14 protein-coding genes are annotated in these 14,015 nt (G+C 59.8%); 6 read left to right on the top strand and 8 right to left on the bottom strand.

Annotated elements, in window-relative coordinates; translation table 11 throughout:
• Positions 1–9: 9 nt before the first annotated feature.
• The 7 genes from flgK to ACA079_RS24015 all read right to left on the bottom strand — a co-directional run bounded on the left by flgK (position 10) and on the right by ACA079_RS24015 (position 8,723).
• Positions 10–2,025 carry a flagellar hook-associated protein FlgK gene (gene flgK, locus ACA079_RS23985; protein WP_497701183.1) on the bottom strand — a complete coding sequence of 672 codons (2,016 nt, stop codon included), beginning with the start codon at positions 2,023–2,025 and terminating at the stop codon, positions 10–12.
• Positions 2,026–2,048: 23 nt separating this feature from the next.
• Positions 2,049–3,350, bottom strand: a complete 1,302-nt coding sequence (gene flgJ / locus ACA079_RS23990; RefSeq protein WP_497701184.1) for a flagellar assembly peptidoglycan hydrolase FlgJ — start codon at positions 3,348–3,350, stop codon at positions 2,049–2,051.
• An 11-nt stretch (positions 3,351–3,361) separates the two neighbouring features.
• Positions 3,362–4,450, bottom strand: coding sequence for a flagellar basal body P-ring protein FlgI (locus ACA079_RS23995; RefSeq protein ID WP_497704371.1), 1,089 nt, complete (start codon positions 4,448–4,450; stop codon positions 3,362–3,364).
• Between the two features lie 27 nt (positions 4,451–4,477).
• The gene (gene flgH, locus ACA079_RS24000) at positions 4,478–5,173 is read right to left on the bottom strand and encodes a flagellar basal body L-ring protein FlgH (protein ID WP_497631214.1); all 696 of its coding nucleotides are present in this window, start codon (positions 5,171–5,173) and stop codon (positions 4,478–4,480) included.
• Between the two features lie 52 nt (positions 5,174–5,225).
• Positions 5,226–6,011, bottom strand: a complete 786-nt coding sequence (gene flgG, locus ACA079_RS24005; RefSeq protein WP_497701185.1) for a flagellar basal-body rod protein FlgG — start codon at positions 6,009–6,011, stop codon at positions 5,226–5,228.
• A 45-nt stretch (positions 6,012–6,056) separates the two neighbouring features.
• The gene (locus ACA079_RS24010) at positions 6,057–6,797 is read right to left on the bottom strand and encodes a flagellar basal body rod protein FlgF (RefSeq protein ID WP_056742140.1); all 741 of its coding nucleotides are present in this window, start codon (positions 6,795–6,797) and stop codon (positions 6,057–6,059) included.
• A gap of 360 nt (positions 6,798–7,157) precedes the next feature.
• Positions 7,158–8,723, bottom strand: coding sequence for a sigma-54-dependent transcriptional regulator (locus tag ACA079_RS24015; protein WP_282479852.1), 1,566 nt, complete (start codon positions 8,721–8,723; stop codon positions 7,158–7,160).
• A gap of 280 nt (positions 8,724–9,003) precedes the next feature.
• On the opposite strand from ACA079_RS24015, the gene phhA reads away from it, so the two are divergent.
• The 6 genes from phhA (at position 9,004) to ACA079_RS24045 (ending at position 13,444) form a co-directional block, all read left to right on the top strand.
• Positions 9,004–9,789, top strand: a complete 786-nt coding sequence (phhA, locus tag ACA079_RS24020) for a phenylalanine 4-monooxygenase (RefSeq protein WP_497701186.1) — start codon at positions 9,004–9,006, stop codon at positions 9,787–9,789.
• 103 nt (positions 9,790–9,892) lie between these two features.
• A complete protein-coding gene (locus ACA079_RS24025; protein WP_008030478.1) occupies positions 9,893–10,249 on the top strand; it encodes a 4a-hydroxytetrahydrobiopterin dehydratase in 357 nt (118 codons plus the stop codon).
• Entirely contained in the window at positions 10,249–11,442 is a 1,194-nt protein-coding gene (locus ACA079_RS24030; protein ID WP_497701187.1) for an amino acid aminotransferase, read from the top strand. Before ACA079_RS24025 ends, ACA079_RS24030 begins: the two co-directional genes overlap by 1 nt.
• Positions 11,443–11,717: 275 nt before the next feature.
• Positions 11,718–11,849 (top strand): hypothetical protein, encoded by a 132-nt coding sequence (locus tag ACA079_RS24035; protein ID WP_008156098.1) that lies wholly within the window; start codon positions 11,718–11,720, stop codon positions 11,847–11,849.
• A gap of 77 nt (positions 11,850–11,926) precedes the next feature.
• A complete protein-coding gene (locus tag ACA079_RS24040) occupies positions 11,927–12,124 on the top strand; it encodes a hypothetical protein (protein WP_046046420.1) in 198 nt (65 codons plus the stop codon).
• Between the two features lie 105 nt (positions 12,125–12,229).
• Positions 12,230–13,444, top strand: coding sequence for an MFS transporter (locus tag ACA079_RS24045; RefSeq protein ID WP_497701188.1), 1,215 nt, complete (start codon positions 12,230–12,232; stop codon positions 13,442–13,444).
• Here ACA079_RS24045 and arfB read toward each other — a convergent pair.
• The gene (gene arfB, locus ACA079_RS24050; RefSeq protein ID WP_007902485.1) at positions 13,441–13,854 is read right to left on the bottom strand and encodes an alternative ribosome rescue aminoacyl-tRNA hydrolase ArfB; all 414 of its coding nucleotides are present in this window, start codon (positions 13,852–13,854) and stop codon (positions 13,441–13,443) included. The two genes, ACA079_RS24045 and arfB, sit on opposite strands and share 4 nt — an antisense overlap.
• Positions 13,855–14,015 lie beyond the last annotated feature (161 nt).

Below are 14,015 nucleotides of genomic sequence, written 5' to 3' on the forward strand. Positions count from 1 at the left end.
TACGGCTCCTTAAAGGGCATTGATCAGAGTGCTGAAGATTTCCTGCGCAGTCTTGATGATCTGCGAAGAGGCCGAATAGTACTGCTGGAATTTGATCAGGTTGCCGGTCTCTTCATCGAGATCAACGCCCGACAGCGAGTCGCGCGAGTTCCTGGCCTGGGTCAGGATGGTGTCAGTCGCCGTGGCATCCAATTGACCCTGCTTGGTCATGGAGCCGACCGAGGAGACAAGACCGCCGTAGGCCTCAGTGAAGCTCACGCCCGGACTGGTAGTGTTAGCACCGACCGTGGCCTTGGTTTGCAGACCGAGCAGCGCTTGGGCGTTGCGGTTGTCAGTACTGCCGGGCGCCGTCATCGAGATATTGAAACTGTCGTCCTTGGCGGGGCTGCCGCTGACGGTCATTGCGACCTTGAAGGTTTTCGCAGCGCCCCCGGCGTCCGTGTAAGGCACCGAAATACTCAGATCGTTGTTCTGACCAGGCACGATGCTGCCGGTCCCGATGCTGGTGCCTTTGGCGTCGAACACCTCATAAGCGGTGCTGCTGGTCATGAGCAGGCGAACCGGCATCGCCGCCTTGACCGCCGTCTGTACTTCCAGGCGCTGTACCGGATCATAGATATCCAGTGCAGTACTCAACGTTGGCTGGCTGACAGCACCGGTGCCGTCATTGCCCGAGGCCTTGGTGGACGTCAGCGGAGCGGCTGTGGCCAAGGTCTTGGCGTCAGTCATGACGGTGGCCATGTCCGCTGCTGAACTGCGGGTCGGGGTAATCTTGAAGGTGTCGCCGGCCTTCACCGGTCCAGCATTGAGGCTCAGGCTGAAGCCGTCGATGACCGGGGCTGCGGCCGGGGGTACAGGCAGGGTGAAACTGCCCATGTCGGTATTATCCGACAGACGACGCACGCTGTAGCCGGTGGCACTAGTGAAGGTCACCTGGTAATCGCTGGCCGTCAGCTTGCCGGTGTCTTTGATGGTGACGTTGAGATTGCCGGACGTCGGGTCGTTGTTGCCATTGGCGATACTGCGCTGGCTGATGGCCTTTAGGCTATTGATGTCGTTAAACAACGCCGAGCCAAAATTGCCGCTCTGATCCAGCCCCTGCCCCAACTGTTTGTTGACCTGATCGGCCACCACCATGGCGATGCGACCCAGCCCGTTGACGGCAGGCGTCAGCACATCGTCGCGGTAACGCAACAGGCCGCCCATCTCGCCGCCGCTGACCCGGGAAGTGATATCAATCGTCGAACTGCCGCGATCCATGATGATCGAGGACCGGGTAGGGTCATTCTTGTCGGCCGCCACGCGCAACGTATTGGCCGTATCACCGATGACCAGCGGCTGACCGCTTCCCAGATAAATATCCAGCCTGCCGTTGGTTTCTGTGACTTGCGTGCCCACCAGCTCGGAGAGCTGGCGAACGGTCTCGTTGCGCTGGTCCAGCAGGTCGTTGGGCATGCCGCCCGAACCACTGACCTCACTGATTTTCTTGTTGTAGGCCGCAACAGTCGCCGCCAGCTTATTGACCTGCTCAGCCATCGAGCCCAGCTGATCGTTGATGTACGTGCCTTGCTGATTCAATTGCTGGGAGATGGCATTGAAGCGACTGCTCAACCCCTGGGCATTGGTCAACAACGCTTGACGTGCAGCGCTGTCATTGGAGTTGGCGGACAGCGTTTGCAACGACGAGAAGAACGATTGCAGCGTTTTGGTAATACCGGTGCCGCTGTCGGACAACAGCTTGTCCACTTGCGTGGCCTGCCCCAGATACGCTTGCGCATCGCTATTGAGCGAAGTGGTGGTCTGCAACTGAGTATCGAGATAGCTGTTGTACACCCGGCGCACATCGGCCAGCGTCGTACCGGTACCGATGAATACATTGCCGTACTGAACGGAGCCTTTGGTGCCCTGCACAGTTTGCTGCCGCGAGTAACCAGCGGTGTCGACGTTGGCGATGTTATTGCCGGTAGTCAGCAATGAGGAATGGCCAGCAGCCAGCCCCGACATCCCGATATTGAGCAAACTCATGGTTCAGACCTTATAGCTTATGCCTATAGAGGCGTGGTGGTAGCGCCCGCCGCAGCGTAGTTCTGGTAACTCGTCATCTGCTTGGCTATCTGCGAAATCTTGCTTGCGTAGTCCGGGTCGGTTGCGTAACCGGCCTTTTGCAACTCGCGCACAAACTGTTCTGGGTTATCGGCCGACTTCACAACATCTTGATAGCGATTGTTGGTTTGCAGCAGCGTCACAAGGTCATGGAAGCTTTCCTTGTAAGAGTCATAGGAACGGAACTGAGCCGTCTCCTTGACCATCTCGCCATTCCTGAATTCGCTGGTGATTGCCCGCGCCGATTCGCCCTTCCAACTGCTGCTGGCCTTGATGCCAAACAGGTTGTGGCTGCTGCTGCCATCCTGAGCACGCATGACCGATTTGCCCCAACCGGTTTCCAGGGCGGCCTGTGCCACCAGGTAACGCGGATCGACACCAATGCGTTCGGCGGCCTCTTTGGCCATCGGCAGCATGGTGTTGACGAATTCGTCGGCGGAACTGAACGCTTTCTTCGCCGGCGCCAGCGGTATTTGCGCCATGGCACGACCATAAACCTGCAGGCGCCCGCTGGATGTCGCATCCGTTTGCGAAGCCAGCCAATCGCCGTTGTACAGGGGGCCGGAACCGGTCTTGGTGCTCTGTGGCATTTGGATGTTGTTCTGCGCCGTCGTGGCGGTCGCGGCAGTGGTCGATGCCGACGGCACCAGCCCTGCGAGCAAGCGATCGGCCAGTTTCGGCGGCAGTGCCAAACGCCGCTGATTGATCAGCGCCATGTCATTGCGATGAGTGCCCTCGCCCGCACTGGCTGGCGACCTCACTGAGCGCGAAGCCCACAACGGACGCTCGCCATTGAGACGCGACAGCGGCCCGTTGGTGGCGACCGTGCCAGCGCCAATCGGTGTTTCCACGGCGGCTTTCGCGGCAGCTTGCTTGGCGGCTGACGCGGCAGCAGCCTCGCCCGGGGCCAGCGGTTTGTTCTTCGACATCTGACGCATCAGCACGTCAGCCAGACCAATACCGCCACCCTCACGGGACATGGAAACGGCCAACTGCTGGTCGTACATTTCCTGGTATTGCTTGGCTGCCGGCGTGTTGAGCGGATTGTCCTGACCCAGCGCGTCGGTGGCCGAGCGCATGGACTTGAGCATTTCACCGAGGAACAGCGACTCGAATTCCTGCGCAACCTTGCGCATGTTCCCGTCACTGTCCTTGTCGCCGACCTTGAGCTGGTTCAAGCGATTCAGGTCCGAATAGGAACCCGAATCGTTGCTGCTGACCCCCAATCCGCCCTTGCGCATATCCATCGTCGCCGTCCTCAGATCACGATCAGGTCGGCTTGCAACGCGCCGGCCTGTTTCAGTGCTTCGAGGATCGCCATCAAGTCACCCGGCGCCGCGCCGACCTGGTTCACCGCACGCACGATTTCGTCGAGGGTGGTGCCCGGACCGAACTTGAACATCGGTTTGGCTTCCTGCTGGGCGTTGACCCGCGAGCGCGGCACGACCGCCGTCTGCCCATTGGACAGAGGGCCGGGCTGGCTGACGATCGGGTCTTCGGTGATGGTCACGGTCAGGCTGCCGTGGGTCACGGCGGCCGGGGAAACCTTGACGTTCTGGCCGATCACGATGGTGCCGGTCCGCGAGTTGATGATGACTTTCGCCACCGCCTGACCCGGGTCGACTTCAAGGTTCTCGATGATCGACAAATAGTCGACGCGCTGGCTCGGATCAAGTGGCGCGCTGACACGAATCGAGCCGCCGTCGATGGCCTGGGCAACGCCAGGGCCGAGCATGTTGTTGATCTTGTCGACGATGCGCTTGGCCGTGGTGAAGTCCGAACGATTGAGGTTCAGCGTCAGGCTGTTGCCCTGGTTGAAGCCGCTCGGCACCGAACGCTCAACCGACGCACCGCCCGGGATACGACCGGCCGACGGAACGTTAACGGTGATCTTCGAACCGTCACGACCTTCGGCGTCAAAACCGCCGACCACCAGGTTACCCTGGGCGATCGCATAGACGTTACCGTCGATACCCTTCAGCGGCGTCAGCAGCAAGGTGCCGCCGCGCAGGCTCTTGGAGTTACCGATGGACGATACGGTGATGTCGACCTGCTGACCCGGCTTGGCAAACGCCGGCAAATCAGCACTGATCGATACCGCCGCGACGTTCTTCAACTGCACGTTGCCCGAACCCGGCGGCACCTTGATGCCGAATTGCGAGAGCATGTTGTTGAAGGTCTGCAGGGTGAACGGGGTTTGCGTCGTCTGGTCGCCGGTACCGTTAAGCCCGACCACCAGGCCGTAGCCGATCAATTGGTTGGAACGCACGCCGGAAATACTGGCGATATCCTTCAGCCGCTCGGCTTGCGCGTTGAACGCTGCGGACAACATCAGGGCGACCACCATCAGGTGTTTAAGATTCAACGTAGCCACCTAGAAAGGGAACAGCGGGCTGAGGAAGAAACGGTCGAACCAGCCTGGCTGACTCGCATCGGCAAATGCACCGGTGCCCGAATAGGTGATGCGCGCATCGGCGACACGGGTCGACGACACAGTGTTATCGGTGGCGATGTCATCGGATCGGACCATACCGGCAATCCGCACCAGCTCATCGCCGGTGTTGAGGGTCAACCACTTCTCGCCGCGCACGGCGATGATGCCGTTGGGCAACACGTCAGCAACCGTTACCGTGATCGAACCCGTCAGGCTGTTGCTCTGCCCGGACTTGCTGTCGCCCTTGGTCGCACGGTCGCCTTCATAACCGACATCCAGACTGAGGTTGCCGCTACCCACCGGATCGTTGGTGCTCAGGCCGCCCCCGAAAAACGAGCTCAGACCGATGTCGGTCTTGCTGTTCTTGCCAATTTGCGAGTTGGCGTTCTTGCTGGCCTGGGTGCGTTCGTTCAGGGTGATGGTGATGATGTCACCGACCCGGAACGCCTTGCGGTCGCTGTACAGGTTCTGTTCGAAACCGGCCTGGTAGATCGAGCCGTTATTGGCGGCAGCCGGCAGCGGTGTGCGCGGCAACACCGGGGCGTAGTAAGGGTCATTGGGCTTGGGCGGCGGGGCAACGCAGCCCGCGAGCACGACGGCCCCACTCAGTGCCAGAACAGATACGAAGCGATTCATGACCCTACCTCACGGTGTTGCAGGCGACCTGATGGCCGCCTCATAGACTTGATTACAGATTCTGCGTTACGAACGAGAGCATCTGGTCGGCGGTGGAGATCACCTTGGAGTTCATCTCGTAAGCGCGCTGAGTGGTGATCATGTTGACCATCTCTTCAACGGTGCTGACGTTCGAAGTTTCCAGGGTGTTCTGCAGCGTGGTGCCGAAACCGGCCAGGCCCGGGGTGCCGACTTGCGGCGCGCCGCTGGCTGCGGTTTCCAGGAACAGGTTGTTGCCCACAGCCTGCAGGCCGGCCGGGTTGATGAAGTCGGCGGTTTGCAGGTTGCCGATCACCTGGGATGCCGCGTTGCCGGCAACGGTGACGGACACGGTGCCGTCGCGACCGACCGTGAAGGTCTGGGCATCGTTCGGGATGACAATGGCCGGCTCCAGGGCGAAGCCGCTGGAGTTCACGATCTGACCGTTGGAGTCCAGGTGGAACGTACCGTCACGGGTGTAGGAAGTCGTGCCGTCCGGCTGCAGAATCTGGAAGAAACCGCGACCGTCGATGGCCATGTCCAACGGCTGCTCGGTGGTTTGCAGGCTGCCGGCGGTAAAGTTTTTCTGGGTGCCGACGATGCGCACACCGGTACCCAATTGCAGACCCGACGGCAGTTCACTGTCCTGGGTCGACTGGGCGCCTGGCTGGCGTTTGATCTGGTAGAGCAAGTCCTGGAATTCGGCGCGGTCACGTTTGAAACCCGTGGTCGACACGTTGGCCAGGTTGTTGGAAATGGTCGTCAGGTTGGTGTCCTGGGCGGACAGACCTGTTTTGGCAACCCATAGAGCCGGAAGCATTCGATTCTCCTCGTGCGCCTGTTTTACGGCGCGACGTTCTGATAATTAGCTGATCTGCAAGACCCGAGCCATGGCCTGGTCGTCTTCTTTGGCGGTGTTCATCATCTTGATGTGCAGCTCGAACTGCTTGGCCAGGGCCAGTACCGAAGTCATCTCTTCCACGGCATTGACGTTGCTCGACTCAAGGAAACCGGACACCAGTTTGACGTCGGCATCGGCTTGCGCCGGCTTGCCGTCCTTGGTGTGGATCGAACCGTCCAGGCCTTTGGTCATGTTCTTGAAGTCAGGATTAACCAGTTTGATGCGGTCGACTTCCGCCATCACGCGCGGACCTTCGCCCATCGCACGTATGCTGATGGTGCCGTCTTCGCCCACTTCGATTTGCTGCTCGGGTGGCACGGCAATCGGCCCGCCATTGCCCATCACCGGCATACCGTTGCCGGCCCGCAGCACGCCCAGGGCGTCGACGTTCAGGCTGCCGGTGCGCACGTAACTTTCGCCGCCGTCAGGGTTCTGCACGGCGATCCAGCCATTGCCTTGCACCGCGACATCGAGGTCGCGACCGGTTTCCACCAATGCGCCAGGGGAGAAATCGGTGGCCGGACGTTCGGACAGGGCAAACGCACGCGCCGGAAAGCTGTCGCCGAACACCGGCATCGAACGAGCCTGCTCCAGGTCTTTCTGGAAACCGTTGGTGGAGATGTTCGCCAGGTTGTTCGCATGAGCCTTCTGCGCCAGTGCATTCTGGCTGGCGCCGGTCATTGCCACATAAAGGTACTTGTCCACACTCTTTCCTCTGCATGCCGGACGTTTGCCGCCCACTGCTGTACTGCTGAGCCATAAGCAATTTGCAGACCAACTTTTTTCTGGCGGCGCAGGGCCCGGCAAACAAAGGGCTTGAGGGGTTTTGCGGGGAATTGGGAAATGTATCGAAGTCGAAAAACCGGCGGTGTTATGCCGCTTCGAGGCAAGTGTCCACCTCTTGGGCACAACCAAATTCCTGTAGCAGCTGGCGAAGCCTGCGTTCGGCTGCGAAGCAGTCGTGAATTCAGGCGCTGCGGTTCTTCAGATAAACCGCATACATAGGGTCTACGACGGCTTCGCCGCCGAACGCAGCCTCGCGGTGCTCGGCAGCTGCTACAGGATTTAGGCGCTACCGGGTTCTTTGCCGACTTCGTACTCACGCAACTTATTGGCAATGGTCGTATGCGAAACCCCCAACCGCTTGCCCAGTTGCCGACTGCTCGGGTGCTCGGAATACAAACGCTCAAGCACCGCTTTCTCGAAGCGCCCGACAATCTCGTCCAACCCGCCCTCGAGTGAGAAATCGCCAAGCGGCTGACGCACGCCGTAGTCCGGCAGGCGAATATGTTCGGCCTTGACGGTCCCGCCTTCGCACAAGGAAACCGCCTGGAACAACACGTTCTCCAATTGCCGAACATTGCCCGGCCAATGGTAGTGACTAAGCCGCTCCATCGCCGCCGGCGCCAGTTTCGGCAGCGGGCAACCGATCTGCCGACTGGCCTGATCGAGGAAGTGCTCCACCAGCGGCGTAAGTCCATCGAGGCATTCGCGCAGTGGCGGGATGTGCAGCGAAAGCACGTTCAAGCGGTGATACAAATCCTGGCGAAACTCACCGCGTGCACACAACTCGGACAGGTCGACCTGGGTCGCGCAGATCACCCGCACATCCAGATAAACCTCTTCATCGCTGCCCACACGACGGAAGCAACCGTCCTGCAGGAAACGCAGCAATTTCACCTGTAAACGCGGGCTCATTTCTCCGACGCCATCGAGGAACAGCGTACCCCCCGCCGTCAGTTCCAGCAGCCCGAGTTTGCCTTCGGCCCGCGCCCCCTCGAAAGCGCCGGGGCCGTAGCCGAACAGTTCCGTCTCAGCCATGGATTCCGGTAGACCGGCGCAGTTCAGCGCCATCAACGGTGACTGCCCCCGCGGACTCGCCAGGTGACAGGCTCGCGCCAACAACTCTTTACCGGTGCCGGTTTCACCTTCTATTAATAGCGGCGCATCCAGCGGCGCCATGCGTCGGGCTTCGCGCACGACTGCAGCCATCACCTTCGAGCTTTGGAAAATGCTGTCGAACCCGCGCAATTCCTGTTTGCGCACGTTGTAGATGCGCTCCCCTACCCGATCCGCGCGGTGCAGCGTGAGTACCGCGCCGGCCATGGCTTCGCTGTCGTCATGCTCCGATTGCAGCGGCGCGATATCGGCGAGAAACACGTCGCCCTTGACCTTCACCCGCAAGCCGTTGATCCGCGACTTGTTGGCACGCACCAGTTCCGGCAAGTCGAAATCCTCGGCGTAACGCGACAGCGGAATCCCTGGCACCTCATCCACCCGCACGCCGAGCAATTGCGCCGCGGCGCGGTTGGCCGCGACGATCGAGCCGCCCATGTCGATCGACAGCACTGGAAACTCCAAGGCGCCGAGCAACGCATTGAGCTCCATGTGCCGACGTTCGCTGGGCATCAGCCCTACGCGCTTGACGCCAAAAACCCCGGCAATCGATTCGAATTTCGGACGCAACGCCTGGAACTGAATGTTGATCAGGTTTGGGCAATGCAGATAGATCGCATTGCCATGCTCACCGCCGACCTCGCCGCGAGCGACGTTGATCCCGTACTCCACCAGCAGGTTGAGAATGTCGCGCAGGATACCGATGCGGTTCTGGCAGTGGACTTTGATACGCATATAAAGGCCCGAAACAGGAGAGATCGAGGGCCTGAGCAAGGATTTTTCTGCACAGGCACCAACTTAGTCGTCAAGATTATGTGACACCTGCACGCCATTTCAAACCCGGAAATACCAATCCCTGCGCCGCAGCGGCTAATCCGTAACGAAAACTTTACGAAAAACGATGAATTTTCCTACGCACGGCACGACTCGCGTGCTGCAACACTGCATTTCTTGAGGTATTTCTAAGTCCATAGCAGGACATAACAAGAACGAAATCCCTTAGCAGGAGAGCAGCATGAAGCAGACGCAATACGTGGCTCGCGAGCCCGATGCGCAAGGTTTTATCGACTACCCCGCCGAAGAACATGCGGTGTGGAACACGCTGATTACTCGCCAATTGAAAGTGATCGAGGGTCGTGCGTGCCAGGAATACCTGGACGGTATCGAAAAACTCGGTCTGCCCCACGACCGCATTCCGCAACTCGGTGAGATCAACAAGGTCCTCGGTGAAACCACCGGGTGGCAGGTTGCCCGGGTACCCGCACTGATCCCCTTCCAGACCTTTTTCGAATTGCTCGCCAACAAGCAGTTCCCGGTAGCGACGTTTATTCGTACCCGCGAAGAGCTGGATTACCTGCAAGAGCCGGACATTTTCCACGAGATCTTTGGTCACTGCCCGCTGCTGACCAACCCTTGGTTCGCCGAATTTACCCACACCTACGGCAAACTTGGCCTACAGGCTACCAAGGAAGAACGCGTGTACCTGGCGCGTTTGTACTGGATGACCATCGAGTTCGGCCTGGTCGATACCTCAGAAGGTATGCGCATCTACGGCGGCGGCATCCTCTCCTCGCCGAAAGAAACCGTTTACTGCCTGTCGAACGAACCTGAGCATCAGACCTTCGATCCACTGGAATGCATGCGCACGCCGTACCGCATCGACATCCTGCAACCGCTGTACTTTGTCCTGCCGAACCTCAAGCGCCTGTTCGACCTCGCACACGAAGACATCATGGGCATGGTCAAGCAAGGCATGCAGTTGGGCTTGCACACACCAAAATTTCCGCCAAAGGCTGCGTGATCCGCTGCTTTTAGAATCAAGTGAGCCTGTCAGGAACCGACGCTTTGGTTTAGCGTGGTGAATTGACGGCCGAATTCCAATAATTCGATTTCAGGAACCCATCATGTCCACATTGAATCAAGCCCATTGCGAAGCCTGCCGCGCCGATGCCCCTCAGGTCAGCGACGAAGAACTGCCAGTACTGATCAAGCAGATCCCTGACTGGAACATTGAAGTGCGCGACAGCGTGATGCAGCTGGAAAAAGTTTTCCTGTTCAAGAACTTCAAACACGCGCTGGCGTTCACCAACGCCGTCGGTGAAATCTCCGAGGCCGAAGGTCACCACCCAGGCCTGCTCACCGAATGGGGCAAAGTCACCGTGACCTGGTGGAGCCACTCGATCAAAGGCCTGCATCGCAACGACTTCATCATGGCCGCGCGCACTGACGAAGTGGCCAAGGACGCCGAGGGCCGCAAATAATGCATTTCGACGCCATCGGACGAGTACCCGGCGACCCGATTCTCGGCCTGATGGAGGCCTATGCGCAGGACCCCAACCCGCGCAAATTCGACCTCGGCGTGGGCGTCTATAAAGATGCCCAGGGCCTGACACCGATTCCCCAGTCCGTGAAGCTCGCCGAGCAACGCCTGGTGGATCGGCAGACCACCAAGACCTACATCGGTGGCCACGGTGAACCGGCGTTCGGCAAGGCCATCGTTGAATTGGTGCTCGGCGCCGACTCCGCGTTGATCGCCGAGCAACGGGCCGGCGCGACCCAAACACCGGGTGGTACCGGCGCGTTGCGCTTGAGTGCCGACTTTATCGCCCAGTGTCTGCCGGGTCGTGGCGTGTGGCTGAGCAACCCGACCTGGCCGATCCACGAAACCATCTTCGCGGCGGCCGGGGTCAAGGTCAGCCATTACCCGTACGTCGGCAGCGATAACCGCCTCGACGTCGAAGCGATGCTCGCGGTCCTCAATGAAGCGCCGAAGGGCGATGTGGTGTTGCTGCACGCCTGCTGCCACAACCCGACCGGGTTCGATCTGTCCCATGACGATTGGCGTCGGGTGCTGGACGTGGTGCGCAGTCGCGATCTGGTGCCACTGATCGACTTCGCCTACCAGGGCTTCGGCGATGGCCTGGAACAGGACGCCTGGTCGACTCGGCTATTCGCTGCCGCGTTGCCGGAAGTGCTGATCACCAGTTCCTGCTCGAAGAACTTCGGCCTGTACCGCGACCGCACCGGCGCGCTGATTGTCTGCGCGAAAACCGCTGACAAGCTGGTGGATATCCGCAGCCAACTGGCCAACATCGCCCGCAACCTGTGGTCGACACCGCCGGATCACGGCGCTGCTGTGGTAGCGACCATCCTCGGTGATCCCGAGCTGAAAAGCCTCTGGGCCGACGAAGTGGAAGCCATGCGTTTGCGTATCGCCCAACTGCGCAGCGGTTTGGTTGAAGCGCTTGAACCTCATGGTTTGCGCGAGCGCTTTGCGCACATCGGCGTGCAGCGCGGGATGTTTTCCTACACCGGTTTGACGCCGGACCAGGTCAAACAACTGCGCGATCATCACAGCGTTTACATGGTCGGTACTGGCCGGGCCAACGTGGCCGGGATTGATGCAACGCGTCTGGATTTGCTGGCCGAAGCCATCGCCGAAGTCTGCAAATAACCATCAAGCACCGCAGGTCCCCTGTGGGAGCGAGCTTGCTCGCGATGAGGCCTGAACAGTCAATACTAAGGTGACTGTCAGACCGCTATCGCGAGCAAGCTCGCTCCCACATTTGTTTTGTGTCGCTCTCTCTTCCAGACCTGTCTAGACAACCCCATCCGTCGCAACAATTGGATATAAAAGTCTATTTGTCATTTCTTCTGCTGTATCCTCCCCAAGCTTTTTAAAAGCGCGGATCTACCAGATCTATCAACAGACTTTGCGAGGAGCGCGATATGCACGAGATCCCTAATCTCCCCTTCCCAAGCCTGCACGAAACTGAGCAGACGCCCACGCAACAAGCCGGTGCCCAACAGCCCGAGCCAAAAGAAGCCACTGAACGCCGCAAGGCCGACAGCGAAGACTGATTCACCTGCAATGCCAGACCGTGTGGAAAGCGCTAACATGCGCTTTCCACACCGCCTGAACCCTTGAGTTACCCACCATGACCGACGACTTCACTCCTCCTTTTGATGAAGAGCTGCAGGCCAGCGTTCTGATCGGCACCACCGAGAAGATGATCGATATCTGGAATCGCCTGTCCCCCGAGAAACGCGCCGCGCTGCTCGCCCGTTTCGGCAGCGAAGAAAACGCCCTGGCCGCCCTGGTCACCACGCATCTGGTCGCTCCCGCCAAACCCTGACTCATCCCCGCTCGGCAAATAGTTTTACTTTTTCCACGACCCGCAGCCGCTTGCGCCGCTATCATAAGCAGCCTATCTATCCTGCTTCCCCGTGGATCTTTACCCATGTCTGAAAACCAGCGCCCCCTGGCGGTCACGCTGCAAGTCGTTTCCATCGTCCTGTTTACCTTCATCGGCTACCTGAATATCGGCATTCCCCTGGCCGTGTTGCCGGGCTATGTCCACAGCGATCTGGGCTTCGGTGCGGTCATCGCCGGGCTGGTGATCAGCGTGCAATACCTGGCCACCCTGCTCAGCCGTCCTTATGCCGGGAAAATCATCGACAACAAGGGCAGCAAACTCGCCGTGATGTACGGTCTCGCCGGCTGCGGGTTGAGCGGAGTTTTCATGCTGATTTCGGCCTGGACCCAGAGCCTGCCGACCTTGAGCCTGATCAGCCTGTTGATCGGCCGTCTGGTGCTCGGCAGCGCGGAAAGCCTGGTGGGCTCCGGTTCGATCGGCTGGGGCATCGGACGGGTCGGCGCGGCGAACACTGCCAAAGTCATTTCCTGGAACGGCATCGCCAGCTATGGCGCCATCGCCATCGGCGCACCGCTGGGCGTGCTGCTGGTCAATAAGCTGGGCTTGTGGAGCATGGGCGTGAGCATTGTGCTGCTGGCCGTGCTGGGCCTGGCGCTCGCCTGGCCGAAGACCGCCGCGCCGATTGTGGTCGGTGAGCGTTTGCCGTTCATGCATGTGCTGGGGCGCGTGCTGCCACATGGTTGCGGTCTGGCGCTGGGCTCAATCGGTTTCGGCACTATCGCGACTTTCATCACGTTGTATTACGCCACGCAGCATTGGGACAACGCGGTGCTGTGCTTGAGCCTGTTCGGTGCCAGTTTCATCGGTGCGCGGCTGCTGTTCGGCAACCTGATCAACCGCCTTGGCGGCTTTCGCGTGGCGATCGCCTGCCTGTCGGTGGAAACCCTCGGTTTGCTGCTGCTATGGCTGGCGCCGGACGCTCATTGGGCACTGGCCGGTGCGGCGCTGAGCGGGTTCGGTTTCTCGCTGGTGTTCCCCGCGCTGGGGGTGGAAGCGGTCAACCTGGTACCGGCCTCAAGTCGTGGCGCGGCAGTCGGGGCTTATTCGCTGTTCATCGATTTGTCGCTGGGGATTACCGGGCCGCTGGCCGGTGCGATTGCGGCAGGTTTTGGTTTTGCCTCGATCTTCCTGTTCGCCGCCCTTGCTGCCCTGAGCGGTCTGGCACTGAGTATTTATTTGTACCGGCAGGCGCCGAAACATCTCAATGAAAAGTACCGGGAAGAACGCCAAGCCCGCTAAAAGTCGACCTTGCCACGCCCGGCCTTGATGCTGCCGCGCTTGGTCTTGGATTCGAGCCGACGCTTCTTCGAACCGAGGGTCGGTTTGGTCGGACGACGTTTCTTTTCGACCTTGGTGGCACTGAGGATCAACTCGGTCAGCCGCTCCAGCGCATCCGCGCGATTGGCTTCCTGCGTGCGGTATTGCTGGGCCTTGATGATCAACACCCCTTCGCTGGTGATGCGACTGTCACGCAGCGCCAGCAGCCGTTCCTTGTAGAACTCCGGCAAGGACGAGGCCGGAATGTCGAAGCGCAAGTGCATGGCGCTGGAGACCTTGTTGACGTTCTGCCCACCAGCGCCCTGGGCACGGATGGCGGTCAACTCGATCTCGGCATCCGGCAGATGCACGTTGTTGGATATCACCAGCATGGAAAAGCGTCCGGGTTCAGGGTACTCAGGATACCTGAATAGCCTGAAGGTAGATGCGGACCAATGTGGGAGCGAGCTTGCTCGCGATGGCGGTGTATCCGGCAGTATTGAGTCGGCTGACACTCCCTCATCGCGAGCAAGCTCGCTCCCACAGGGTTTTG

Source organism: Pseudomonas sp. LBUM1645 (assembly GCF_059716185.1).

Coding starts and splice junctions, on each gene's coding strand:
- flgK (WP_497701183.1), bottom strand. CDS start 2,025: ATGAGTTTGCTCAATATCGGGATGTCGGGGCTGGCTGCTGGCCATTCC.
- flgJ (WP_497701184.1), bottom strand. CDS start 3,350: ATGGATATGCGCAAGGGCGGATTGGGGGTCAGCAGCAACGATTCGGGT.
- ACA079_RS23995 (WP_497704371.1), bottom strand. CDS start 4,450: ATGGTGGTCGCCCTGATGTTGTCCGCAGCGTTCAACGCGCAAGCCGAG.
- flgH (WP_497631214.1), bottom strand. CDS start 5,173: ATGAATCGCTTCGTATCTGTTCTGGCACTGAGTGGGGCCGTCGTGCTC.
- flgG (WP_497701185.1), bottom strand. CDS start 6,011: ATGCTTCCGGCTCTATGGGTTGCCAAAACAGGTCTGTCCGCCCAGGAC.
- ACA079_RS24015 (WP_282479852.1), bottom strand. CDS start 8,723: ATGCGTATCAAAGTCCACTGCCAGAACCGCATCGGTATCCTGCGCGAC.
- phhA (WP_497701186.1), top strand. CDS start 9,004: ATGAAGCAGACGCAATACGTGGCTCGCGAGCCCGATGCGCAAGGTTTT.
- ACA079_RS24025 (WP_008030478.1), top strand. CDS start 9,893: ATGTCCACATTGAATCAAGCCCATTGCGAAGCCTGCCGCGCCGATGCC.
- ACA079_RS24030 (WP_497701187.1), top strand. CDS start 10,249: ATGCATTTCGACGCCATCGGACGAGTACCCGGCGACCCGATTCTCGGC.
- ACA079_RS24035 (WP_008156098.1), top strand. CDS start 11,718: ATGCACGAGATCCCTAATCTCCCCTTCCCAAGCCTGCACGAAACTGAG.
- ACA079_RS24040 (WP_046046420.1), top strand. CDS start 11,927: ATGACCGACGACTTCACTCCTCCTTTTGATGAAGAGCTGCAGGCCAGC.
- ACA079_RS24045 (WP_497701188.1), top strand. CDS start 12,230: ATGTCTGAAAACCAGCGCCCCCTGGCGGTCACGCTGCAAGTCGTTTCC.
- arfB (WP_007902485.1), bottom strand. CDS start 13,854: ATGCTGGTGATATCCAACAACGTGCATCTGCCGGATGCCGAGATCGAG.